This window comes from Paraburkholderia hospita (assembly GCF_002902965.1).
Lineage (GTDB): Bacteria > Pseudomonadota > Gammaproteobacteria > Burkholderiales > Burkholderiaceae > Paraburkholderia > Paraburkholderia hospita.
Window position 1 is genome coordinate 265,405 of sequence record NZ_CP026106.1, and the last position, 24,549, is coordinate 289,953.

24 protein-coding genes are annotated in these 24,549 nt (G+C 62.3%); 15 read left to right on the forward strand and 9 right to left on the reverse strand.

Features of this window, described 5'->3' with window-relative positions; all coding sequences use genetic code 11:
- The gene (locus C2L64_RS19500) at positions 1-459 is read right to left on the reverse strand and encodes an Lrp/AsnC family transcriptional regulator (protein ID WP_007586695.1); all 459 of its coding nucleotides are present in this window, start codon (positions 457-459) and stop codon (positions 1-3) included.
- A 261-nt stretch (positions 460-720) separates the two neighbouring features.
- Between C2L64_RS19500 and C2L64_RS19505 the strand changes: the two genes are divergently transcribed.
- The 9 genes from C2L64_RS19505 (at position 721) to C2L64_RS19545 (ending at position 10,099) form a co-directional block, all read left to right on the forward strand.
- Positions 721-1,791, forward strand: a complete 1,071-nt coding sequence (locus tag C2L64_RS19505; protein WP_007586694.1) for a Leu/Phe/Val dehydrogenase — start codon at positions 721-723, stop codon at positions 1,789-1,791.
- Positions 1,792-2,782: 991 nt separating this feature from the next.
- Entirely contained in the window at positions 2,783-3,487 is a 705-nt protein-coding gene (locus C2L64_RS19510; RefSeq protein WP_007586688.1) for a FadR/GntR family transcriptional regulator, read from the forward strand.
- 65 nt (positions 3,488-3,552) lie between these two features.
- Positions 3,553-4,443, forward strand: a complete 891-nt coding sequence (gene ltnD, locus C2L64_RS19515) for an L-threonate dehydrogenase (protein WP_007586686.1) — start codon at positions 3,553-3,555, stop codon at positions 4,441-4,443.
- Positions 4,444-4,458: 15 nt separating this feature from the next.
- On the forward strand, positions 4,459-5,775 hold the full coding sequence (gene otnK, locus C2L64_RS19520) for a 3-oxo-tetronate kinase (protein WP_007586684.1): 1,317 nt from the start codon (positions 4,459-4,461) through the stop codon (positions 5,773-5,775).
- Positions 5,772-6,428: a 3-oxo-tetronate 4-phosphate decarboxylase gene (gene otnC / locus C2L64_RS19525; protein ID WP_007586682.1), complete on the forward strand. Its 657-nt coding sequence runs from the start codon at positions 5,772-5,774 to the stop codon at positions 6,426-6,428. The genes otnK and otnC overlap by 4 nt, the downstream gene beginning before the upstream one ends.
- A gap of 136 nt (positions 6,429-6,564) precedes the next feature.
- Positions 6,565-7,905, forward strand: coding sequence for an MFS transporter (locus C2L64_RS19530; protein WP_007586680.1), 1,341 nt, complete (start codon positions 6,565-6,567; stop codon positions 7,903-7,905).
- Positions 7,906-7,929: 24 nt separating this feature from the next.
- A complete protein-coding gene (gene otnI, locus C2L64_RS19535; protein WP_007586672.1) occupies positions 7,930-8,718 on the forward strand; it encodes a 2-oxo-tetronate isomerase in 789 nt (262 codons plus the stop codon).
- A 48-nt stretch (positions 8,719-8,766) separates the two neighbouring features.
- Entirely contained in the window at positions 8,767-9,753 is a 987-nt protein-coding gene (gene denD / locus C2L64_RS19540; RefSeq protein WP_007586671.1) for a D-erythronate dehydrogenase, read from the forward strand.
- Positions 9,754-9,865: 112 nt separating this feature from the next.
- A complete protein-coding gene (locus tag C2L64_RS19545; protein ID WP_244212236.1) occupies positions 9,866-10,099 on the forward strand; it encodes a hypothetical protein in 234 nt (77 codons plus the stop codon).
- Here the strand turns inward: C2L64_RS19545 and C2L64_RS19550 are convergent.
- From C2L64_RS19550 to C2L64_RS19585, 8 genes are all read right to left on the reverse strand, one after another.
- Positions 10,096-11,154 carry a GlxA family transcriptional regulator gene (locus C2L64_RS19550; protein WP_007586669.1) on the reverse strand — a complete coding sequence of 353 codons (1,059 nt, stop codon included), beginning with the start codon at positions 11,152-11,154 and terminating at the stop codon, positions 10,096-10,098. The two genes, C2L64_RS19545 and C2L64_RS19550, sit on opposite strands and share 4 nt — an antisense overlap.
- 94 nt (positions 11,155-11,248) lie before the next feature.
- Positions 11,249-12,019: a CbtA family protein gene (locus C2L64_RS19555; RefSeq protein ID WP_007586668.1), complete on the reverse strand. Its 771-nt coding sequence runs from the start codon at positions 12,017-12,019 to the stop codon at positions 11,249-11,251.
- Between the two features lie 13 nt (positions 12,020-12,032).
- Positions 12,033-12,242 (reverse strand): CbtB domain-containing protein, encoded by a 210-nt coding sequence (locus C2L64_RS19560; protein WP_007586667.1) that lies wholly within the window; start codon positions 12,240-12,242, stop codon positions 12,033-12,035.
- Positions 12,243-12,284: 42 nt separating this feature from the next.
- A complete protein-coding gene (locus C2L64_RS19565) occupies positions 12,285-12,632 on the reverse strand; it encodes a nitrile hydratase accessory protein (protein ID WP_007586666.1) in 348 nt (115 codons plus the stop codon).
- 10 nt (positions 12,633-12,642) lie between these two features.
- The gene (gene nthA, locus C2L64_RS19570; RefSeq protein WP_007586665.1) at positions 12,643-13,266 is read right to left on the reverse strand and encodes a nitrile hydratase subunit alpha; all 624 of its coding nucleotides are present in this window, start codon (positions 13,264-13,266) and stop codon (positions 12,643-12,645) included.
- 18 nt (positions 13,267-13,284) lie between these two features.
- A complete protein-coding gene (gene nthB / locus C2L64_RS19575; RefSeq protein WP_007586664.1) occupies positions 13,285-14,028 on the reverse strand; it encodes a nitrile hydratase subunit beta in 744 nt (247 codons plus the stop codon).
- A gap of 30 nt (positions 14,029-14,058) precedes the next feature.
- A complete protein-coding gene (locus C2L64_RS19580) occupies positions 14,059-14,562 on the reverse strand; it encodes a DUF1097 domain-containing protein (protein ID WP_007586663.1) in 504 nt (167 codons plus the stop codon).
- Positions 14,563-14,596: 34 nt separating this feature from the next.
- On the reverse strand, positions 14,597-15,565 hold the full coding sequence (locus C2L64_RS19585; protein WP_039901174.1) for a CobW family GTP-binding protein: 969 nt from the start codon (positions 15,563-15,565) through the stop codon (positions 14,597-14,599).
- A 709-nt stretch (positions 15,566-16,274) separates the two neighbouring features.
- On the opposite strand from C2L64_RS19585, the gene C2L64_RS19590 reads away from it, so the two are divergent.
- The 6 genes from C2L64_RS19590 to C2L64_RS19615 all read left to right on the forward strand — a co-directional run bounded on the left by C2L64_RS19590 (position 16,275) and on the right by C2L64_RS19615 (position 24,542).
- A complete protein-coding gene (locus tag C2L64_RS19590; protein WP_007586661.1) occupies positions 16,275-17,375 on the forward strand; it encodes an asparaginase in 1,101 nt (366 codons plus the stop codon).
- 222 nt (positions 17,376-17,597) lie between these two features.
- Positions 17,598-18,512 (forward strand): LysR substrate-binding domain-containing protein, encoded by a 915-nt coding sequence (locus C2L64_RS19595; RefSeq protein WP_007586660.1) that lies wholly within the window; start codon positions 17,598-17,600, stop codon positions 18,510-18,512.
- Between the two features lie 181 nt (positions 18,513-18,693).
- Positions 18,694-19,974: a dicarboxylate/amino acid:cation symporter gene (locus C2L64_RS19600; protein WP_007586659.1), complete on the forward strand. Its 1,281-nt coding sequence runs from the start codon at positions 18,694-18,696 to the stop codon at positions 19,972-19,974.
- Positions 19,971-21,452 carry a cysteate racemase gene (gene cuyB / locus C2L64_RS19605; RefSeq protein WP_007586658.1) on the forward strand — a complete coding sequence of 494 codons (1,482 nt, stop codon included), beginning with the start codon at positions 19,971-19,973 and terminating at the stop codon, positions 21,450-21,452. The genes C2L64_RS19600 and cuyB overlap by 4 nt, the downstream gene beginning before the upstream one ends.
- A gap of 85 nt (positions 21,453-21,537) precedes the next feature.
- Positions 21,538-22,983 carry an aspartate ammonia-lyase gene (gene aspA, locus C2L64_RS19610; RefSeq protein WP_007586657.1) on the forward strand — a complete coding sequence of 482 codons (1,446 nt, stop codon included), beginning with the start codon at positions 21,538-21,540 and terminating at the stop codon, positions 22,981-22,983.
- Positions 22,984-23,234: 251 nt separating this feature from the next.
- Positions 23,235-24,542, forward strand: a complete 1,308-nt coding sequence (locus tag C2L64_RS19615) for a dicarboxylate/amino acid:cation symporter (RefSeq protein ID WP_007586656.1) — start codon at positions 23,235-23,237, stop codon at positions 24,540-24,542.
- The last annotated feature ends 7 nt before the right edge of the window (positions 24,543-24,549 follow it).

The window sequence follows — 24,549 nt, forward strand, 5'->3', positions numbered from 1 at the left end:
TCAAGGCTCGACGGACACCGAGCGCTTCAGGCAGCGCAGCGCGAAGATCGAGCGGCTGTCCTGAAAGCCGGGCAAGCGATACAGCTTGCGCCGCAGAAACGACTCGTAGCCTTCCGTGCCCGCCACCGCGACCTTGATCAGATAGTCGTATTCCCCCGACACGAGAAATGCCTCGACCACTTCCGGCAGATCGGCGAGCGCTTCGCCGAAGCGGTCCAGCGTGCGCTCATCGTGCTTCGCGAGCTTCACTTCGATGATGACGGTATCTGGCAAGCCTAGCGCTTTCTGGTTGAGCAGCGCCGCATAGCCTTCGATCACACCCGCCTCTTCGAGTGCGCGCACGCGGTTCCAGCAAGGCGTCGCCGACAGGCCGACACGTTCGGCGAGCTTCGCGTTCGAAAGGCGTCCGTCGGTGCGCAGTTCGCGCAGGATGCGCTGATCAGTGGCGTCCAGTTTCATGCAGTCTCCGGGTCAAGACGATTCGTCTTCTGTAATGCCGTTCTGATAGTCGATTATTCTGCCACGATCCCGTTCTGTGCCTAATCAACAGCACAAAATTCCCAATTTGACCGCATACACTTTTGCGACGGATGACCTTGCCTTGCGCGGGTCCCGAGAACTTCGCTGCCTGCGTCCGCGACCCGGACGACGAGCGGCCAGCCGGCGCGAGGCGATCGCTTCGCGCGGACTCAACTGCCTGCCCACAAGGAAGGAACACTGATGGACCGACTGACGACGAACTTTGCCGGAACGCTTTTCGGGCTTCACGGCGAACCGGCCCATGAACGCATTGTCGTGGCCAGCGATGCCGAATCCGGCCTGCAAGCCGTGATCGCCGTGTACAGCACTGCGCGCGGCCCTGCGTTTGGTGGTTGCCGCTACTGGCAGTACGCCTCGGACTACGAGGCGTATCACGACGCGCTGCGTCTGTCGCAGGGCATGGCTTTCAAGAACGCGCTCGCGGGACTGCCGTTCGGCGGCGGCAAGGCGGTGATCCTGAAGCGTCCGGAGCAGATGGATCGCGTGGCGCTGTTCAAGGCGTTCGGCAGGCTCGTGCAATCGCTCGGCGGCGTTTATCTGACGGCTGAAGACGTCGGCACGACGGCCGACGACATGCGCGCGGTGCAAAGCGAGACGCCGTATGTGAGCGGCATTCCGCGCGACAACGACGTGTATGGCGGGAATCCGTCGCCGCGCACCGCGTATGGTGTGTTCGTGGGCCTGAAGGCGGCGGTGCAGGTTGCGCTTGGGCGTGACACTTTGGAAGGCATTTCGGTTGCCGTGCAGGGTTTGGGTTCGGTCGGCTGGGATCTGTGCGAACGGCTGCATCGCGCGGGCGCGGAACTGATCGTGTCGGATATCGATGCAGGCAAGACCGGGCGCGCGCAGCAGATGTTTGGCGCGCAGATCGCTGATGCGGCGCGGATTGCATCCGTCAACGCTGATGTGTTTGCGCCTTGCGCGCTGGGTGGGTCGATTACTGAGGCTGTAGCGGCTGGTTGTCAGTTTAAGGTTATTGCTGGTGGCGCTAATAATCAGCTGATGTCGCTGGCTGAGGGTGATGTGCTGCATCAGCGTGGGATTTTTTATGCGCCGGATTTTCTCGTCAACGCGGGTGGGATTATTAGCTGCGTGCGGGAGTATCTCGGCTCCGCCGATAAGCAGGCCGTGCTGGATGAGGTTGCAATGATCGCGCCGCGGGTTTTTGAGCTTGCTGAGAGGGTTAAGGCAACTGGCGTTGCGCCGGCTCGCGCTGCTGTGGTTTGGGCTCGGGAAATGATGGAGAGTTGAGGTTTGGTTGTTGTCCGCGACGCGGTTTGCTTTTGCCTTTGGGTTTGCCTGTAACCGGCGTCGCTTTTGGATTTTTGCCTTTGCTCGGGCATCCGCGATTTGCCTTCGTGCTTCAGGCGTCGCCCCTGTGCGGGGCGGCACCTACTTTTCTTTGCCGCCGCAAAGAAAAGTAGGCAAAAGAAAGCGGCTAACACCGCCAGTTCTAGTTCCTGCCTGAGGGCCCCCAGACGGTCCCACGCTTCACACGGCAATCACGTGACTCATGTTCGTTGCCAACGCTCTGAATTGACGCCTCACCCGCTTCACGCGTCCGCGTCGCAACACGCCGTGCCAGATATTCCACTGCCGCCCAGGTGGCAAACTGTGTGTAGGCCGTAGCACCGCACACTCCTCACTCCGGACCGACAGCGCATGCGTCCCACCCTGTAAGAGCGCCAGGCTATACGCCGCGACAACCTACACATAGTTTGCCACCTGGGCGGCGGAAACCATTCGCTGCCGTTAGCCGGTGCATGGGAATGCGAAGTGGGTGAGGCGCTTAGTTCGCGCGTTGGCAACGAGCGCCAACAGAGATGTTGCCGTGTGAAGCGTAAGACCCTTTGGGGGCCCTCAGGCAAGAAGAAATGTTGGCGGTGTTAGCCGCTTTCTTTTGCCTACTTTTCTTTGCGGCGGCAAAGAAAAGTAGGTGCCGCCCCGCACAGGGGCGACGCATGAACGGCAAACACCGTCACGCGGATGCCAGCGCAAACACAAGCAAACCAAACCGGCCGCGCCACGAAGGCAAAAACGCGGATGCCAGCGCAAAGCCCAGAATAACCAACCCGGCAGCGCCGCGAAGGCTCAATCGCGAATGCCAGCGCAAAGGCCAAAAAACCCCAACCGGCATCGCCCGCGCCACGAAGGCTAAACCCAAACCCCGAGGGTTTCCCCCCATAACACCTGCCGCAGGCAAATTTGTATGATGACCCTATGACATGGCAAATCCACTGATATGTTCGAAAAGATCCCGAGCCGGGCACTCAGCGACACGGTCGCGCAACAGCTCCTCGCACAAATCGACAAAGGCACCTTCGCCCGCGGCGGCAAGCTGCCAACAGAAGCCGTGCTATCGCAAGAATTCGGCGTCAGCCGCACAGTAATCCGAGAAGCGATCTCACGCCTAAAGAACGAAGGCGTGGTCGAGCCCCGCCAGGGCAGCGGCGTGTATGTGTCAGCCCACGGCGCGATCCGCCCGCTGCGAATCGACTACGCAGAAGCAATGGAAGGCGGCTCAGTGCTGCAGATCCTCGCAGTGCGCCGCGCAATAGAAGCCGAAGTCGCAGCAGAAGCCGCCATGCGCCGCACGGACGCCGACATGCTGGCAATCGACGCCGTCCTCAAAAAAATCGACGAAGCCGTCTCCGAGGGCCGCGACGGTGTCGCTGAAGACGTCGCGTTCCACCGCACGATCGCTACCGTGACGGGCAACCCGTATTTCCTGAAAACCCTGACGTTCCTCAACCAGTACCTCGAAGCAGGCACCGTCATCACGCGCCGCAACGAAGCGCTGCGCGAGGACTTCTCGCGTCAGGTGCGCGACGAGCACGCCGCAATCGTCGCCGCGATTCGCGCCGGCGATCCAATGGCCGCCCGCAACGCCGCGCAAACGCACATGTACAACGCCGCCCGCCGCCTGGCTGAGGCCGGTATCTGCTGATCCACACACGTCTGCTCGCGGCACGCGCGAGCCGTCGTCCGAAGCATTGTTCGTAGAGGAATGGTATGTCCAGAAATGTCGGAGTGATCGGTCTTGGCGCGATGGGAATGGGCGTCGCGCGCTCGCTGCTGCGCGGCGGCTTCAACGTGCATGCGTGCGACGTCCGCCGCGATGTGCTCGACCAGTTCGTCGCCGATGGCGGCAAGGCTTGCGCAAGTCCCGCTGAACTCGGCGCGCAATGCGACGTCGTCGTCACGCTCGTCGTCAACGCGGCGCAAACCGAAACCGTGCTGTTCGGCGAGCAGGGCGCCATTAGGGCGATGAAACCGGGCGGCGTCGTGATCGCCTGCGCAACCGTTGCGCCCGACTTCGCCATCGACCTCGGCCGCCGCGTCGAAGCGTCCGGCTTGCACTTGCTCGACGCACCCGTGTCGGGCGGCGCGGCGCGCGCGGCATCGGGCGAAATGACGATGATGACGTCCGGCCCCGCCGCCGCCTACGCCGCATGCGACGACGTGCTCGCCGCGATGGCGGGCAAAGTCTATCGCCTCGGCGATCAGCATGGCGCGGGATCGAAGGTGAAGATCATCAACCAGCTGCTCGCGGGCGTGCACATCGCCGCCGCTGCCGAAGCGATGGCGCTCGGCCTGCGCGAAGGCGTCGACCCCGACGCGCTCTATGACGTGATCACGCACAGTGCGGGCAACTCGTGGATGTTCGAGAACCGCGTGCCGCACATTCTCAACGGCGACTACACGCCGCTGTCGGCCGTCGATATCTTCGTCAAGGACCTCGGCCTCGTGCTCGATACCGCGCGTCGCTCGAAGTTTCCGCTGCCGTTGTCGGCGGCGGCGCATCAGATGTTCATGATGGCGTCGACGGCAGGGCATGGCGGCGAAGACGATTCCGCCGTCATCAAGATTTTCCCCGGCATCGACGTGCCGCCGAAGCGCTAAGCGGAGCCGAACGAGATGACCACCTCTACCCGCAAGCCCCTGCTTGGTTGCATCGCCGACGACTTCACGGGCGCAACCGACCTCGCGAACATGCTGGTGCGCGGCGGCATGCGCACCGTCCAGACCATCGGCGTGCCCGCTGCCGATACCCGCATCGAAGCCGACGCACTGGTCGTCGCGCTGAAGTCGCGCACCATCGACGCCGCCGATGCCGTCGCGCAATCGCTCGACGCGCTGGACTGGTTGAGCGCGCAAGGCTGCCGCCAGTTCTTCTTCAAGTACTGCTCGACCTTCGATTCGACCGATAAAGGCAACATCGGCCCCGTCGCCGATGCGCTGCTCGATGCGCTGTCGGCGATCGACGGCGGCACGCCGTTCACGATCGCGTGCCCGGCGTTTCCCGAGAATGGCCGCACGATCTATCGCGGGCATCTGTTCGTCGGCGACGTGCTGCTCAACGAATCGGGCATGGAACATCACCCGCTCACGCCGATGACGGACGCGAATCTCGTGCGCGTGTTGCAGCGGCAAACGCAGTCGAAAGTCGGCCTCGTGCGCTATGACGCGGTGGCGCAAGGCGCGCAAGCCGTGCGCGCGTCGATCGATGCGCTGCGCCACGACGGTGTGCGTATGGCGATCGCCGATGCCGTCTCGGACGCCGATCTCTACACGCTCGGCGAAGCCTGCGCGGACCTGCCGCTGATCACGGGCGGTTCGGGCGTCGCGCTCGGCTTGCCGGGCAATTTCCGCCGCGCCGGTCTGCTCGACGATGCCGCCGATGCCGGTGAACTGCCGCGCGTCGAAGGCGCGTCGGCAGTGCTGGCGGGCAGCGCATCGAAAGCGACCAATGCGCAGGTTGCCGCATGGCGCGACACGCGCCCCGCGTTCCGCATCGATCCATTGGCCGCCGCGCGCGGCGAGCCCGTCGTCGAACAGGCGCTCGCCTTCGCGCGCGAGCATATGAACGCGGCGCAGCCTCAGCCTGTGCTGATCTACGCAACGGCATCACCGGATGAAGTGAAGGCCACGCAGCGCGAACTCGGTGTCGCGCAAGCCGGGGAACTGGTCGAGCGCACGCTGGCTGCAATTGCGCGCGGACTGCACGATCTCGGCGTGCGCAAGTTCGTCGTCGCGGGCGGCGAGACATCGGGCGCCGTGGTGCAGGCGCTCGACGTCGAAATGCTGCGCATCGGCAAGCAGATCGATCCCGGCGTGCCCGCGACCGCGACCATCGGTGCTGAGCCGCTCGCACTCGCACTCAAGTCGGGCAACTTCGGCGCCGTCGATTTCTTCGCGAAGGCGCTGCGTCAACTCGACGGAGACGCGCAATGACGCTCGCCATCCACACAGGCAGCGAGGCGAAAGTCCGCGAAGAAATCTGCGTGACGGGCGCGAGCCTGTACGCGCGCGGCTACACCGTCGGCAGCGCGGGCAACATCAGCGCGCGCCTCGACGACGGCTGGCTGATCACGCCGACGGACGTCTGTCTCGGCCGTCTCGACCCGGCGCAGATCGCCAAAGTCGATCTCGAAGGCAACGCCGTGTCAGGCGGCAAGCCGTCGAAAACGCTCGCGCTGCATCGCGGCGTCTACGAGCGCAACCGCGAGGCGCGCGGCATCGTGCACACGCATTCGACGCATCTCGTCGCGCTGACGCTCGCGGGCGTCTGGAGCGAAGCCGACGTGCTGCCGCCCATCACGCCGTACTACGTGATGAAGGTCGGCCACATTCCGCTGATCCGCTACCGGCGTCCCGGCGATCCGCAAGTCGCGCAGCAGATCGCGGCGCTCGCCGAAAGCGTGCGCGGCGTGCTGCTCGAACGGCTGGGGCCTGTCGTGTGGGAGCGGTCGGTATCACAGGCGTCGTATGTGCTCGAAGAGCTGGAAGAGACGGCGCGCCTGTGGCTGATGACGAACCCGCGTCCCGCCCCGCTCGACGAAACAGCGCTTGAAGAATTGCGCACGGTGTTCGGCGCACGCTGGTGAAACGCTCGCACGCATAGAAGCTCAACGGTCCGCGAACGTCGCGGGCCATCCGCATGACCAACCAGGCAAAAAGCCGGAGGACCGACCGCCATGAAGCGGGCGGCCAACAACCGGCGCCATCCGAAGGAGACAGTGCATGACAAGCTATCAGGCGGCATCCGCACGCCCCGCATCAACTGCCGACGCAGCCGGACAACAACCCGGCGCGGCTGAAATCGAACGCACCTACGGCAAGGTGTTCTGGCGCATCGTGCCGTTCCTGATGCTGTGCTACGTGGTCGCGTATCTGGACCGTGTCAACGTCGGCTTTGCGAAGCTGCAGATGTCGCAGGACCTGGCGTTCAGCGAAACCGTGTTTGGTCTCGGCGCGGGCGTGTTCTTCGTCGGCTACTTCCTGTTCGAATTGCCGAGCAACATCTTGATGCATAAGCTCGGCGCGCGGATCTGGATTGCGCGCATCATGATCACGTGGGGCTTGATGTCCGCGCTGTTCGTGTTCGTCAAGACGCCGGCGCAGTTCTATGCGCTGCGCTTTCTACTCGGTCTTGCCGAAGCCGGTTTCTATCCCGGCGTGATCCTGTACCTGACCTACTGGTTTCCGTCGCATCGTCGCGCGAAGATTATCGCGGTGTTCATGTCGGCGATTCCTGTGTCGGGCATTTTCGGCAATCCGCTGTCGGGCTGGATCATGCAGAGCTTCGATTCGCATCACGGCTTCGCGGGCTGGCAATGGATGTTCGTGATCGAAGCGGTGCCCGCCATCGCTATCGGCATCGCGACGATTCTGTATCTCGACAACGGCATCGCCAGCGCGAAATGGCTGACGCCGCGCGAGAAAAAACTGCTCGCCGATGAGATCGCCGCGCAGCCGCAAGAAAAAACCAAGTCGCATTCGGTGGGCGCCGTGTTTCGCGATCCGCGCACGTGGTGGATGTCGCTGATTTACTTCGCGTTCGTCACGGGTCAATATGGGTTGACGTTCTGGATGCCGACGCTCGTCAAATCGACGGGTGTTACGGGCGCGTTCCAGATCGGCCTGTTGAGCGCGATTCCGTTTCTGGTCGCGATCGTCGTGATGAACGTGATGGGCCACAGCGCGGACAAGCGTCGCGAGCGCCGCTGGCATCTGATCGGACCGGCGCTTGCGGGTGCGGTCGGCTTTACGATCGCGGCTTCGTTTGCTGACAACACGGTCGTATCGATCGCGTCCCTGTCGATCGCGGCAGCAGGCGTGCTGACCTGTGCGCCGCTCTTCTGGTCGCTGCCAACGGCGTTCATGTCGGGCGCGACGGCGGCGGCGGGCATTGCGATCATCAATTCGATCGGCAATCTGGCGGGCTTCGCGAGCCCGTACATGATCGGCTATCTTAAGGACCTCACGCACAGCACGCAGTCCGGCATGTACGTGCTCGCCGCGATGCTCGTGATCGGTGCGCTCGCCACCTGGCTGACGCCCGCGCGCCTCGTGAACCGCTAAACGCGCATTTAAGGAGTTGCTTCGATGCCTCGCTTCGCCGCCAATCTGACGATGATGTACAACGAACACGCGTTTCTCGATCGCTTCGCCGCTGCGGCGCGCGATGGCTTCGAGGCCGTGGAGTTCCTGTTCCCCTATGACTTTCCGGCCGCCGACCTGAAGGCGCGCCTCGACGAACATGGCCTCACCCAGGCGCTGTTCAACGCGCCGCCCGGCGACTGGGCGGCGGGCGAGCGCGGCATCGCGTCGTTGCCGGGCCGCGAGGACGATTTTCGCCGCAGCGTCGATACGGCGCTCGAGTATGTGCGTGTGCTCGGCAACGACAAGCTGCACGTGATGGCGGGTTTGATCAAGCCGGACCAATCGCGCGCGGCGCATCGCGAGGTGTATCTGAAGAACCTCGCGTATGCGGCGAAGACCGCGCAGGCGGACGGCATCACCGTCGTCATCGAACCGATCAACACGCGCGACATTCCCGGCTTCTTTCTGAACCGGCAGGACGATGCGCAGGCGATCTGCGCGGAAGTCGGCGCGGCGAACCTGAAAGTGCAGTTCGATCTTTACCACTGCCAGATCGTCGAAGGCGATCTCGCTGTGAAGCTCAAGCGCGACATCAAGGGCATCGGTCATATCCAGGTTGCGGGCGTGCCCGAGCGGCACGAGCCCGATATCGGCGAAGTGAACTATCCATATCTGTTCTCGCTGATCGACGAACTGGGTTACGACGGCTGGATCGGCTGCGAATACCGGCCGCGCGCGGGCACATCCGATGGGCTTGGCTGGATCAGGCCGTATGTGAAGGCACGCAGCTAAGGTGGTACCTGAGCGCGTTCGACAGACACACTGAGGATTAACAGGAACATGAAAGTACTGATCACAGGCGGCGCGGGATTTCTCGGCCAGCGTCTTGCGCGCGAGCTGCTCGCGCGCGGCGAACTGAAGGGCGCAGACGGACAGCGTCAACCGATTACCGAACTGGTGTTGCTCGACGTCGTCGCGGCGCAGGGTCCGAAAGACGAACGCGTGCGCGTCGAAGTCGGCGATATTGCCGAGCGCAGCGTGCTCGAACGTCTGATCGACGACAAGACGGCGGCGATCTTCCATCTTGCGGCGATCGTCAGCGGCCAGGCGGAAGCCGATTTCGAGCTTGGCATGCGCATCAATCTGGACGCATCGCGGCTGCTGCTCGACGTGTGCCGCGCGCGCGGGCATCGGCCGCGCGTTCTGTTCACGAGTTCGGTTGCCGTCTACGGCGGCGACTTGCCCGAGGTCGTGCTCGACGAAACTGCGCTCAATCCGCAGTCGTCGTATGGCGCGCAGAAGGCGGGCGCCGAGTTGCTGCTCAACGACTACGCGCGGCGCGGTTTCGTCGATGGCCGCGTGCTGCGCCTGCCGACCATCAGCGTGCGGCCCGGCAAGCCGAATGCGGCGGCGTCGTCGTTCGCGAGCGGCATCATTCGCGAGCCGCTCACCGGCGAACCGGCCGTGTGCCCGGTGAGCGGGTCGACGCGTTTGTGGCTACTGTCGCCGCGCAAGGCGATCGAGTGTCTGATCGCGGGAAGCGAGATCGACAGCGCGGCGTTGGGCAATCGCCGCACAGTGAACCTGCCGGGCGTGTCGGTGACGGTCGACGAAATGGTCGCCGCGCTGCGCGAGGTAGCAGGCGATGCCGTCGCGGCGCGCATCGAATGGAAGGCGGATGAGCGTGTCGAGAAGATCGTCGGCAGCTGGCCTGCGCGATGGGATGTGTCCCGCGCGGCGCAGCTTGGGCTGCACGGCGACGCGTCGTTCAAGGACATCGTCCGCGCGTTCATCGACGACGAACTCGGCGGGAAGATTCCGCAGTAGTGACTTCTACGGGAGCGTGCGGTTGCTCCCGTTACCTGCGCGCATCGGCTTCTATAATCGGACGATCCACTCACACCGAGGGAATCTGATGCGGCGCAGCGCGATTCTCCTGATGGTTTTTCTGACCGCATGCAGCGCGACTGTCAAGCCGACGCTCACCAACGGCCGCGACGGCGCGGTGATTTCCTGCGACGGCCTGCTCTATAACTGGAAGATCTGCGACAAGGCGGCAAGGAAAACATGTCCGGGCGGCTATGATGTGGTGGATCGCCAGGAAAGCAGAAATCACACCGACTACGGCAGCTATCCGACGCGCAAGCTCGTAGTGAATTGCAAACAATATTAGCGCGGGTCACGCATCGCGCTATTCGAAACCGTGGCAGACACGCGAGACTCCGCGCGCGGTGCGCCCGATTTCTTCTTCTCCGCGAGTGGCTTCTTCGATCTGAACCGGTCGCGATAGTCGGCCGGATTGATCTGCAGCCGGCGATGAAAAGTCCTGCGAAACCCGTCGGTGTCTTCGAAGCCGCAGCGTTGCGCGATGTCGCGCAGTGACAGATCGGTGGCTTCGAGAAAGCGCCTCGCCGCATCGATGCGCGCATTGGCGAGAAACGTCATCGGCGTGATGCGGCATTCCTTTGCGAAGAGGCGCGACAGGTTGCGCGCGCTCATGTGAACGCGTTCGGCGAGCGACGCCACCGTATGGTCCACATGCAGGTTGTCGAGCATGAACTGCTGCAGCGCGATCATCTGCGAACCCGGCGACGCCTGCGTCTCCAGCAGCGGGCTGAACTGTGACTGCCCGCCCGCGCGCCGCAGATAGACGATCAGATACTTCGCGACATCGAGCGCCATCTGGCGGCCGAAGTCGTCTTCGATCATGGCAAGCGACAAATCGATGCCCGCCGTGACGCCCGCCGTCGTGTAGATGTTGCCGTCCTGCACGAAGATGTGATCCGGTTCGATCTTCGCCTTCGGAAAGGTCGCGGCGAGGCGCGGCACGTCCATCCAGTGCGTCGTCACCACCTTGTTGTCGAGCAGGCCTGCCGCGCCGAGCGCAAACAGCCCGTTGCAGATCGCCGATACGCGGCGGCATTGTCTGTGCTGTGTCCTGAGCCAGCCGCTCAGCGCCGGGTCGTCGAACGCGTCGAAGATGCCGAGGCCGCCGGGTACGATGATCGTGTCGAACTCGGGGCACACGTCGAAGATCGTGCGGTCGGGCATCGTGCTCAAGCCGCTCGACGATTGCACGGCGCCGCGCGTCGTGCCGACCGTCAGCATTTCGTATTCGCACTCGCCTTTGCTCAGTATCTTCACTTCGGCGAACGCGTCCCTCGGCCCGGCGATATCGAGCAGCTGGAAACCGGGGAAGACAAGCATGCCGACCTTGATGCGTTTCATCGCGTGTGTCCGAATACGCTAGAAGACGGGCGCCCGCGTGGGCGGACGCCTCGAACGGTTAGTCTATACGGCAATGCCCGACGCGTCCGGGCGGTCAAAAAGCCTGCGTTGCTGTGCCCGGTTCGCCCGTCCCGCGCGCATTGCTGGGCGCGCGCGAGTCCGCGAGTCCTGTGCGCTCGGCCAGCACGCCGAACAGCGCGCCTAGCGTCGTCCAGATCACGGCCTGCATACCGATCGCGGCGACGCGGAATTTCCACAACAGCGTGGCGGGGAAAGCGGCCGGCACTTCGTCGATGGCGGGCAATGCTGCGAGCACCACGGCCAGCATCACGACGAACGCGAGCAGCCCCGCCAGCGCACCGTTCCATGCGCCGAAGCGACGCGCGGCGACGCTGCGCACGTTGAGCGACAGCACCATGATCGCGACCGAGATCGCGATCGTCAGGAAAAACAGCCCCGTGCGATAACCGATCGTATCCGGATCGCCGACGGACGGCGGGTTGGCGGGATACTTGAGATTCGGCACGACGACCAGCGCGACGAACGCCCCAAGCGCGAGCCACGCGGCGAGCGGCCGTGCGCCGAGCTTGCCGACGCGTCCCCACGCCCACGCAAAGGTCAGCGCGAAGAGCCCGCCAAACGCCGCGCCGTACGCGACGACGCCTGTCAGCAAACCGAGGCCGGCTTGCGTGTCGCGGCTCACCAGTTCGGGTTCGTGCGCGTCGCCTTCCATGGCGTGCGTGTGTTCCTCGAAGGCGATCGCGCGATCGACCTGCGGCTCGCCCGCCACGCGCGCGAATCCAAACGCGATCAACCCCGCGACGACGCCCGCGAGCATGCCGCGCATCAACAGCTTGCCGACCATGATCGTCTCCTTGTCAGTGGCAGGGAAAACCGAGCAGATGGCGCCCGTCGTGCACGAACTCGTGCACATACATACCTGGCACGAGCGACGTCGCGCCTTCCTCTGCGCCGACGAAGTACAGCACCAGCAACATCAGCAGGCCGCCGAAGACGATCCACGGCATCAACTCGCGAAGCGGAATGGGCGCGAGCGCGTCTACGGGTTGGAGAACAGCATCGTTCATGAAAAACCTCTTGGGTGTGAATGAATGATCAGGATGTCCGGCTTACTGTTGAACCGCCACGCGCCGCGCCGTGATGACTCGCTGAAGTTCGTCTCGCGACAGCACGCCGCTCGCTTCGACCACGTTCAACAGCGCTTCGAGAAAGCGTTCGTAGTAGTCCCAGCGCGGCTGGTTCTCGCAGTCGATCGTTTCCCACTTCGCGATCGACGCAATCAGGCTCTGTCGAAAGTCTTCCCATTCGAAGCAGCCCGCCTTCGACAGCGACAGCGCGAGACCGAACACGTCGCGCTCCCAGCGGTTGGTGAAAAACAGCTTGCCGTCCAGACGCGGCGGCGAGTCCGGTGTGCCGAGCATCGATGCCGCGGCGTATTCCTCGAAGCGCGTGAACATGGCGTTGTCCTCAGGCAGCGGGCGCGGCGACGAGCGCGACGCCCATCATCGATTCCGGCGTGACGAGCGCGGCGAGTTCTTCCTCGTTCAGATGTCCAGTGTTCGCGGGCCGCTCTGGCACGACGAACCAGCGGATTTGCGCGCTGCTGTCCCACACCTTCACTTCCTTCTCCGCGGGCACGGTTACGCCGAATTCCTGCAACACCGCGCGCGGCTCGCGCACGCCGCGCGCGCGAAATACCGGGTCCTTGTACCAGTATGGCGGCAGGCCGAGCACGGGCCACGGGTAACACGAGCACAACGTGCAGATGATCAGGTTGTGCACGTTGGCGTCGTTGGCGACGGCGGCCATGTGCTCGCCTTCCGCGCCCGCCATGCCGAGCGGCAGCGAAAGCTCGGCAATCGCTTTGGGCGTGTCTTGGATGAGTCGCTGCTTGTAGTCCGGATCGACCCACGCATGCGCGACGATCTTCGCGCCGTTGAACGGGCCTGCCATCGTCTCGAAGTGCGCGAGCACGGCATCGACGGAATCGCTGCCGATCACGCCTTTCTCGATCAGCAGCGCTTCGAGTGCGCGGACCTTGGCGGCACTCGACGCTTCGCGGTCTTCCGGATATTCGAACTGTTGGGTCATGCTGGTCTCGCTGTCGGTTTAGTTGGCCGGCTGTACGTAGGCTTCGTACAGGTCGGCGTAGAGGGTCGTGTTGGCTTCGCTCTTGCCTTCGCCCCAGATGTCGGCGGTATCGAAGGCGATCCGGTAGACGGGCATCGGCTCTCCGATGCCGTCCACGCCCGTCGAGACGAAGTACGAGAACGCGCCCGGATAGACGAGATCGACGGTGCCCGTCTTGTTGCGCAGATAGCCGGGCAGACGCGTGTGATCGACGGCGTCGGGGTCGGCGATGCGCACCGTGTCGCCTTTTGCAAAGCGCGCTGCGCGTTCGAGCGCGTGATAGCCCGAATCGCCGTTTTGCAGATACGCATCGACCTGCGCGGCGAGGGCCGTGTCCGGCTGGTCCGGCAAGGTGGCATCTGGGCTCGCGCGATAGTGCGCCGTCTTCTGCGCGAGTTCTTCCGCCGTGATGTAGCCCTGATCGACGAAGAACTGCGAAATGCCGCCTAGCCACTTCTCGTAGTAGCGGTACTTGAAGTAATCGAATGGCTGCATGTCTTCGGCGCCCGTGCGCAGCGACGCCCACGTCCAGTCGTTCTTGAACGTGGTCGGCAGTTGATCGATCGGATAAGAATGCAGCGCGTTCGCCAGATGCGCGCTCTCGGCCATCATCACGGTATGAATGCCGAAAATGCGCTTTTCCCACGGCTCGACGAAAACGCGCGTCTCGGTGCTGACGGGGCCGAGGTTTTCGATGCCGCCAAGGTGATGCTGTAATTTCACGATTCGCTCCGCAGAGTGGTGAAGAGAAACTTAACCAAGCCGATGCTCGCGCCTGAATGCGAGCGCTTCGCCAACGACTTCCGACACGAAGCCGAACGCCGCGCCCGTCACGAGCGCGGCAGCGGCGACGAGCGCGGGGTTGCCGATACCCGCCGTCGTGATCGCCTTGCCGGTGGCGACGTTGGTGCCGACTGTCGATGCGAAGCCCCACACGATCGCGGGCAACACGTCGAGCAGCTTGAGCTTCGACGCCTGCACCATCGCCGCGCTGCCGATGCCGACCAGCACGGCGACCGCGAATGCGCTGCCGCTCGTCGTCGCAATGCACAGCAGCGTCAGCGAGGCGATCACGAGCCCCGTCAGATTCGACGCGACGCTCTTGACGAAGCCTGCACGTCCGCCGCCCAGCACGAAGAACGATGCCCAGGCGATGAACGTCACCCAGACGGGAACGGGAAGCAGGGTTCCCGTGAGCCATGTGTCGGCGACAGCAAGAACGCCGATGCTCAATGTGTACGCCTCAGGCTTTTTCATTTGCGTGCTCCTTCAAGGAAGTTGAGTGAAAGGGTTAGTGCATGCAACTCAATAGACCGTCGCGCATCCGCTCGGCGTCGATATTTCTGCCGATCATCACGAAGCGGTTCTCGCGGTGTTCATCGCGCTCCCACGCCTTGCCGAACTTCGCATCGAGCAGCATGTGAACGCTGTGGAAATGCAGCCGCCGCGCTTCGTCGTGCAGGTTGAGCACGCCTTTCATGCGTAGCAGTTGCAGGCCGTCGGTCTGCACGAGCTGATTGATCCAACGGTTGAAGCGCGTTGCGTCGAGCGCGCCCGGCACGATGAACGCGCACGATGCGATCGTGTCGTCGTGCTCGTGGTCATGGCCCGCTTCGTCGAGCAGATCGGGTTCGACGGCGAGCAGGTTGTCGAGCGAAAAGCTGCGCACGCCGAGAAGTGAATCGACGGCGACGGCGGAGTGATTCGCGAAGTCGACCTGTGCGGTGGGATTGAGCTCACGGATGCGTTCGACCAGCGCATCGACTGCTTGCGGCGACGCGATGTCGGTCTTGTTGACGATGATCCGGTCGGCGAACACGACCTGTTCTCTCGCGATGTCGTCGTCAAGCTGCGCATCGGCATGCAGTGCATCGATGACGGCGACCACCGATTCGAGTTCGACGCGCTCGCGCACGTCGGGATCGGCGAGAAACGTCTGCAATACAGGCGCGGGATCGGCAAGGCCCGAGGTCTCGACGATCAGCCGCTCCATCCGGTCGCCGAAACGAGTGAGCAGATCGCGCACGCTCGCGACGAGATCCGTGCGGACCGTGCAGCACACGCAACCGTTGTTGATTTCGATGACGGCTTCTTCGTCGGCGACGATCAACTGTCCGTCGATACCTACTTCGCCGAACTCGTTCACGACGATGCCGATCTGCATCGGCCGCGTCGCGTCGAGGATGTGATTGACGAGTGTCGTCTTACCGGCGCCGAGAAAGCCGGTCACTACTGTCGTAGGGATTTTCTTGAGTCGCATCGCGGTCGTCCTTGGCGCTTGCCTTGCGGCGGTGCGCAGGTTGGGAACGCACGATTCTTAGCGACTTCCAGGCCGAATTTTCACGGCTGTCTTTGGGGCGACCATAGTTGGCAGGAATATGCGGCCCGGCTTACCGGATTTGCCGGAACGGTGCTGGACGGACAGAAAGCGGGTGGGAGAGGCGATGGGCGGCGCTATCGACAATGGGGCGCGCGTGATCGCAAACGGTGCGGGAGATGCATCGAAGCGTGCGGCGGGCGTGCTATTGCGCAGAGCAGTGAGGCGCAGGCGAAGCTGGTTGTTCAACTGCGCTCCTGGGAGATTGACCACTCACAGACCACTGGACCTTCGTGGCCAACGGCGATGATGTCGGTGCGATCACGTTATGCGAAGTCCGCATACCTGCATGCATGACTAGCATCACCTTTTTTTTGGCCATCCCTACTATCCGTTCTTACGCTGGAGCGCTGTTTGGCCAACATCGCTCCAGGCCTTTCCCAGCGTACTACGGACGGATCGCAACCCTGTTTTGACGACCCAGTGGTGCATACACTGAATGGAAGGCACAGTTCATCGGTCGGCGACCGTAACGTCTTCGCCCGATCGTAGCCAGGCCGATGAATCCGGTTTAGTACCGTCACGGTTTCTTACTCATTCACATACGATCATGAACACACTATCCCGACTCGCTTTTGCGCGAGGCCGTACCGTGAGCGCGCTGCTGATCGCGGCATGTATTGCGCTTCCCGTCTGCTCGACATTTGCGGTAGCCGCTGACTCCAATGCGGATCAGTCGACCACCGTCGATGGCCAGAACAAAAAGCTGCCACGCATCGTGGTGCTCGCGACGGGTGGGACGATATCTGGAACGGCAGACGCACGTTCAGCCATTGGTTACAACTCCGGCGAGAGAACTGGCCAGCAGTTGCTCAAGGATGTTCCCGGAATCGGAAAGTTCGCGACGATCACTGCCGAACAGGTTTCGAATGTCGGTTCGCAAGACATGAATGACGGGATCTGGTTTCAGCTGGCCAAACGCATCAATGAAATCTTCGATCGCGGTGAGGCGGATGGTGTCGTGATAACGCATGGTACGGATACGATGGAAGAGACCGCCTTCTTCCTGAAGAATGTCTTGCATTCTCGCAAGCCGGTGGTTCTCGTCGGGTCCATGCGCCCGGGTGGCGTTGTCGGCGCTGATGGTCCGAATAACCTTCTCGAAGCAGTTGAGGTTGCGGCGAGTCCTCAGGCACAGGGGCGCGGGGTGATGGTGGTCATGAACGATACGATCCACGACCCGCGCTGGATCACCAAAACGAACACAACCTCCGTTCAGACATTCCTGTCGCCGAACGCAGGTCCAATAGGATTTGTCGATCCGGCATCGATCCGATTCGTCATGCCCCTAACGGACTCCCGTCAGTCTCCCTATACGCTGCCCGCCGCCGGACCGTTGCCCCGCGTCGATATTGTCTACGCGCACAGCAATATGGATGCGTCGCAGATCGACCATGCAGTCGCCGACAATGCGAAAGGGATTGTGATCGCAGGCGTAGGCGACGGTGACGTATCGAAGGCGGCGTTGGCTGCCATGGAGCGGGCCGCGAAGATGGGGATTGTGGTGGTTCGCGCTTCTCGCGTCGGAACGGGCTTTGTGAATCGGAATGTGGAAGTTGACGATGACAAGAGCGGCTTTGTCGCCTCTCTTGATCTCAATCCACAAAAGGCCCGTGTGTTGACGCAATTGCTGATCGCAAACGGCATCACGACACCCGCCAAAGTGCAGCAGGCATTTTCTGCAACGTACTGACTTCGACAGACCGGTGTTGAAAATACCGCCGATGTTCTGACGACGCAGATTGCGGGATCTCGCGCCAAGGCAGGATGGCGTCTGCGGCTCGAAAGTGCAGACGCCGTCCGCAACCGGTGATGTGGAGGCTTCGTTGTGAAGCGAGCGGACCGGCCTGGTTCGCACGGAACGCAAACGGGCGAGAGGTAGAATGCCCGTGTCCCACAAGGCTACCCACTCGCTATGGAAATCAAGTGGATCGAGGACTTCATCGCCCTCGCTCAGTACCAGAGCTTCTCACGTGCAGCGGAATTCCGGAACGTGACCCAATCCGGATTCAGCAGGCGCATTCAGTCTCTCGAGCAATGGGTTGGCGCGGAACTGATCGACCGCAGCAGCTTCCCTCCCGTCCTGACACCTGCAGGGCAACTGTTCCGCGAAGTCGCCGATGACGTCCTGAACAAGCTCTTCGATACCCGCGCCATCATACGTACCGAGCAACGCATCGCCGGCAAGAGCCTGCAGATTGCGGCGGGGCACACGATCGCGCTGAGTTTCCTGCCTTCGTGGCTCAAGCATCTTTCGACTCACTTTGGAGAAGTGCGCGCACGTGTGGTGCCCACCAATGTGCATGACTCGATCCTGATGCTCGTGAACGGCAACTGCGAGTTGATGTTCGCATACCACCACCCCGAACTTCCGCTGCATCTCGATCCTGTGAAGTACGAGCACGTCACAGTCGGTATCGACACGCTGATGCCTGCCAGCAGGCCGAACCCGCGTCTGGCTCCGTTGTTTCGTCTGCCGGGAACGACGAAGCAGCCCTTGCCCCACATTTCGTACACGGAAACGAGCTATTTCGGACGTTGTCTTGCCCTGCTGCTCAGCCGGGCTTCCGATACCCCGGCATTGCGGCTTCACTATGAATCGGACATGGCCGAAGTGCTCAAGAAGCTCGTGATGGAAGGCGAAGGCATCGCGTGGCTTCCGAAGAGCGCCATCGCTGCCGAACTCGACGAGGGCGAGCTGGTTCCCGCTGGACCGTCTGCGTGGAATCTGGAGATCGAGCTTCGCGTCTATCGCGACGCATCCAACCGCAATGAGTTTCTGGATACGCTCTGGCAGCATCTTCGTGCCGTTTCGCCCGTGACGGGCTAGGGTTTTCCCGTCTTATGCGAATATCGCATGCCCGCATGCAGCACTTGCATCCACGTCTTTTTGACCATCTCTACCATCCGTTCTGATTCTGGCGCGACGTGTGGCCGACGTCGCTCCAGACCTCTTCCAGCGCATTGCAGTCGCCTCGCGATTGCATTGCGCCATTCAAGGACGGATGGACATGAAAAATCGCCTTACTCTGAATATTGCCGCCGGGATGCTGCTCGGGGTCATTGCCGGCTATGTGTGTCACACGAGCTTGTCCGACCCGGCGACGGTCAAGGCCGTGGCCGGTTATTTCTCGATCGTCACGGACATCTTTCTGCGGCTCATCAAGATGATCATCGCGCCGCTGGTCTTCGCGACCCTCGTGTCCGGGCTGGCCGGGATGGACAGCGGGCAGGATGTAGGCCGTATCGGCCTGCGCTCGGTGGGCTGGTTCGTCTGTGCATCCTTGCTGTCGCTGAGTCTGGGTCTCGTGCTGGCCAATCTGCTGCAGCCGGGCGCCGGCCTGCATCTGGTCGAGAATGCCGGTGAGGTGAGTACCGGGCTCAATACGTCGGCATTGAACGTCAAGGACGTCATCACGCACGCGTTTCCGACCAGCCTGATGGATGCGATGGCGCGCAACGACATCCTGCAGATTCTGGTCTTCTCGGTCTTGCTTGGACTTGCGCTCAGTGCGTTGAAGCGAGACGAACGCGTGATGGTCGTCATCAAGGCCATCGACGGAATGGTGCCTGTCATGCTGCGCCTGACCAACTATGTGATGCGCGCCGCGCCATTGGGCGTGTTCGGGGCCATTGCTTCGGCGGTGACGCTGCGGGGCGTCGACGTGCTCTACACCTACGGCAAGCTGATTGGCTCGTTCTATCTTGGGTTGGCGCTGTTGTGGTTGATTCTGACGGGCATTGGCTACGTGTTCCTCGGCCGTCGCGTCGGTACCTTGCTCAAGGCTGTGCGCGAGCCGGCGATGATCGCATTCTCGACGGCCAGCAGTGAGGCAGCCTATCCCCGTCTGACGGAGCAACTGGAGAAGTTCGGCGTCGACAAGAAGGTCGTCGGTTTTACGCTGCCGCTGGGCTATGCTTTCAATCTGGACGGTTCGATGATGTATCAGGCGTTTGCCGCGATCTTCATCGCGCAGGCCTTTGGTGTCGACATGCCCGTTTCTCAGCAGATCTTCATGTTGCTGGTGCTGATGCTGAGCAGCAAGGGCATGGCCAGCGTGCCACGCGGTTCGGTCGTCGTCGTCGCCGCAGTGGCGCCGATGTTTCATCTGCCGGCTGCAGGCGTGGCGATGGTGCTGGCCATCGATCAGATCCTCGATATGGGACGCACGATGACCAATGTCATCGGCAATAGCGTAGCGACAGCCGTCATTGCAAAGTGGGAGGGTCGCCGGCAGAGCGAACCTGACGACGCGTCGCTGTTCGATCAGGCGGAGGTCGGAGCGAAATGACACCCGGGATCGTCGAGAACAGGCGCAAGTACGGTATCGTCGGCGGCCTCGGGCCGCTGGGAAGCGCCGACGTGTTCTTCAAGCTCGTGAAGGCGATGCCGCCGTCGACGGATGCCGAGCACGCCGATCTGATTTTCCAGCAGCATCCGTTCAGGAGTTCGGGCGTGGGAAGCGCCGCCACGACCGAGCGCAAGCTCTACATCTTCAACATGATCCGCGATTTTGAAAAGCGGGGCGTGACGACAGTCGTGCTTCCCTGCTTTCTCAGTCACACCTTTATCGATGAACTGAAATCGAACACGACTCTGCAGATCGTCGATATGGTTGAAGCGGTGCGTCACCACGTCCGCAGGCGATTTCGCGGAGCGCGTCGGATAGGTGTCCTCGCGTCGGACTACACGCGGGAGAAACGACTGTTCGAGCGTTACTTCACGTCGCCGGAGTTCGAGGTTGTTCACCCGCGCATGGCCGAGGGCATCGACCTTGTCACCGAAGCCGTCTATGGCCCGGAAGGCATCAAGAGCGGTCATCTGCGCGGCCGGCCGGTTGAACTGCTGCACAACGCTTGCGCGGATCTCATCGAGCAAGGCGTCGATGTCATCGTTCCGGGAATGACCGAGATCGCGCTCGTCGCGGATGAAATCCGTCTGCTGAGCGTGCCGCTGGTCGATTCCAATCTCGTGTATGCACAGCACGTCGTGTCGGGCCAATACGACCCGGCCTCGGGTGTTTTCAAGGTCGGGGTCGTGGGCGGAGTCGGCCCTGCTGCGACGATTGATTTCCTCGACAAGATCGTGCGCAACACACCGGCCCAACGAGACCAGGATCACATCAGGCTGCTCGTCGAACAGAACCCGCAGATTCCCGATCGTACAGAGAATCTGATCGGCGACGGCGCAGACCCGACGGTGTCGTTGTACGCAACATGCAAGCGGCTGGAGGAGGGCGATGCCGACATCATCGCCATTCCGTGCAACACCGCTCACGCGTTTGTGGAACGCATCCAGCCGTACCTCGGCATCCCCATCGTGAACATGCTGACGGAAACGGTCCGCTATCTGCGGGAGTCTTATCCGGCGCAACGCGAGATCGGCGTTCTCGCGACCTCGGGCACGATCGCGAGCGGTGTCTATGAAAAAGCGCTTGAATCGCAGGGGCTTCGCCAGGTTGCGCCGGGCCCCGCACTCCAGGCGCGCGTGATGGAGGCGATCTATGGCAAGGACGGAGTCAAGGCAGGGTTCACGACGGGGCAGTGTCAGGAAGACATCGCTGCAGCCGTCGAAGGCCTGATTGCTGAAGGTGTCGAAATCATCGTCCTGGGCTGCACCGAACTCCCGCTTCTTCTTCCGCAGAGTGAGTTCGCAGGCAGAAACGGCGCTCGCGTGAGGCTGATCGATCCGACCGACGTGCTTGCCCGGCAGTGCATCGCCTATGCGACGGCGGCCAGCGAATCACCCGCCAGCAAGAGCGTAAGGTAAAGCCAAACTTGTCGACCAGATGCTCCCGTTGCCCTGTTGCACCGGGTGCATCGAACCATCCCTGACACGCTAACGGAGCAACACGATGTCCACGTCCAATGAACGCATCGAGCACGATCTTCTCGGCGACCTCCCTGTGCCGAATGACGCCTACTACGGCGTGCACACCCTTCGGGCACTCGCCAATTTCCCGATCACGGGCATCCCGATCTCGACGTATCCGAATCTCGTCAATGCACTGGCGAGCGTGAAAGAGGCGGCAGCCATGGCCAACCACGAACTCGGCCTGCTTGCGGAACACAAGATGAAGGCGATCGTTCATGCGTGTCGGGAGATCCGCAACGGTACCGCGCATGACCAGTTCGTGGTGGACGTCATTCAGGGCGGCGCGGGCACGTCGACCAACATGAACGCGAACGAAGTGATCGCCAATCTGGCGCTGGAACACCTTGGCCACCAGCGCGGCGACTACGCGTTGCTGCATCCCAATGAAGACGTCAATCTCGGTCAAAGCACGAATGACGTGTACCCGACCGCGTTGAAGATCGCGACGTACATGGGGATCGTTCAGCTGGTCCATGCGATGGGTGTATTGCGTCACTCGTTCGAACGCAAGGCTGAGGAATTCCGCGACGACCTCAAGATGGGGCGAACGCAACTGCAGGACGCTGTTCCCATGACGCTCGGTCAGGAGTTCAGCACATTCGCGGTCATGCTTGGAGAAGACGAGGATCGGCTTACGGAAGCGTCAAAGCTGATCTGCGAGATCAACCTCGGCGCAACGGCCATCGGCACCGGGATCAACACGTCGCCAGAGTACGCGGCACTTGCGTGCCGGCATCTTGCCAGTATCACGGGCATACCCGTCACCACGTCACCCAATCTCGTCGAAGCGACACAAGACGTGGGCTCGTTCGTCCAGTTGTCGGGCGTACTCAAGCGCGTTGCCATCAAACTCTCCAAGACGTGTAACGACCTTCGGCTTCTTTCGAGCGGTCCGCGCGCGGGTTTTGGTGAAATCAATCTGCCGCCCGTCCAGGCTGGCTCCAGCATCATGCCCGGCAAGGTCAACCCCGTCATTCCGGAAGTCGTCAACCAGATCGCCTTTGAAGTCATTGGTAACGACGTGACGGTGAGCTTTGCGGCAGAAGCCGGTCAGCTGCAATTGAATGCGTTTGAGCCGCTTATCGCACACAGTCTCTTCAAGAGCGTTGCACACCTGCGCGCGGGATGCCTCACGCTTGCTTCGAGGTGCGTCGACGGGATCACGGCGAATCGTGACAGGCTTCACGCGCTCGTTGAGAACTCGATCGGCATCGTGACGGCGCTCAATCCTTATATCGGCTATACCAACGCGACGCAGGTTGCACAGGAGGCGCTCGCGTCAGGGAGAAGCGTCGCCGAGATCGTCATTGAGAAGGGTTTGCTGAGCCGGGCGCAACTCGACGAAATTCTGCAACCGTCGATGCTGACTCAGCCAAGACAGGCCGTTGTCTTTCCACCGCAGTCGACCGAGGGGGACGCCGGTTGACGGCGCCTCGTTGCCCGCCCTTCGCACGCGATGGATGCGCGCGCCGTTAGAACATCGACTCTGGATGAGCGACTAGGCTACACTCTAATTATTCGACGACCTACCGTAAGCTGTCGGGACGGGCCGGGGTTCACGGGCGGCCCAACGAACGATGGGCGCAGCCCCCAGTAGACAGCATTCCGGGTAACACTTGGCGCATCCTGTTTCGACCTTTCCAGCCGCAAATACACGTGGTGAATGGAGGCTTCGAGATGAACAGAAAAAATGCCGCGGCCATCTGGATTCTGATTGCGATGCTGGTGGGCATCGGGATCGGCTACATGATCTACACGAGCTTTCCTGACAAGAAGGCTGCCACGGAGATCGCGGGCTACATCTCGCTGGTGTCGGACGTGTTCCTGCGTTTGATCAAGATGGTGATTGGCCCGCTCGTCTTTTCGACGCTCGTCGTCGGCATTGCGCACATGGGCGACGCCGCCTCGGTCGGACGCGTATTCGCGAAAGCACTTGGCTGGTTCGTCACCGCTTCGCTGATCTCGCTGCTGCTCGGTCTGTTGATGTCCAATCTGCTTAAACCCGGCGAGAATCTCGGGCTGCCGCTGCCCGACATCGGCGCGTCGGCGAACCTGGCCACCGCCAAGTTCACGCTCAAGGACTTCGTCGGTCACATGGTCCCCAGGTCCTTCGCCGAGTCGATGGCCAACAACGAAATCCTGCAGATCGTCGTGTTCTCGATGTTCTTCGGCGTCGCGCTCGCCGCGCTGGGCGAGAAGGGCAAGGTGCTCGTGGCCGCGATCGACCAGCTGTCGCACGTCATGCTCAAGATCACCGGTTACGTGATGAAGCTTGCGCCGCTGGCGGTGCTGGCGGCGATGGCCGCTACCGTGGCCGTCAACGGGCTGACCATCCTGTTGAAGTTCGCGGTTTTCATGGGCGACTTCTACCTCAGCCTTTTCCTGTTGTGGGCGGTGCTCACGGCGGCCGGCTTCGTGTTCCTCGGGCCGCGCGTGTTCAAGCTACTGGCGCTGATCAAGGAGGCATTCATGCTTTCCTTCGCGACCGCGAGTTCAGAGGCCGCCTATCCGAAGATCCTCGACGCGCTCGACCGTTTCGGCGTGAATCGCAAGATTTCCAGCTTCGTGATGCCAATGGGCTATTCGTTCAACCTCGACGGCTCGATGATGTATTGCACGTTCGCGACGCTATTCATCGCCCAGGCGTACAACATGCACCTGTCGCTGGGTACGCAGCTGACGATGCTGCTGATCCTGATGCTGACGTCCAAAGGAATGGCTGGCGTGCCGCGCGCTTCGCTGGTGGTGATCGCCGCCACGCTCAACCAGTTCGGCATCCCCGAGGCCGGCTTGCTGCTGATCCTGGGCGTGGATACGTTCCTCGACATGGGCCGTTCGGCGACGAACGCGGTGGGCAACTCGATCGCGAGCGCGGTGGTCGGCAAGTGGGAAGGGGAACTGCTGTCAGAAGCCGACGCCGAGGCCAACGCGGCGCGCATCGACGCCGAGCTTGGCGCGACGCTCGCCCATCCGGCAGAAAGCTGACGGGGAC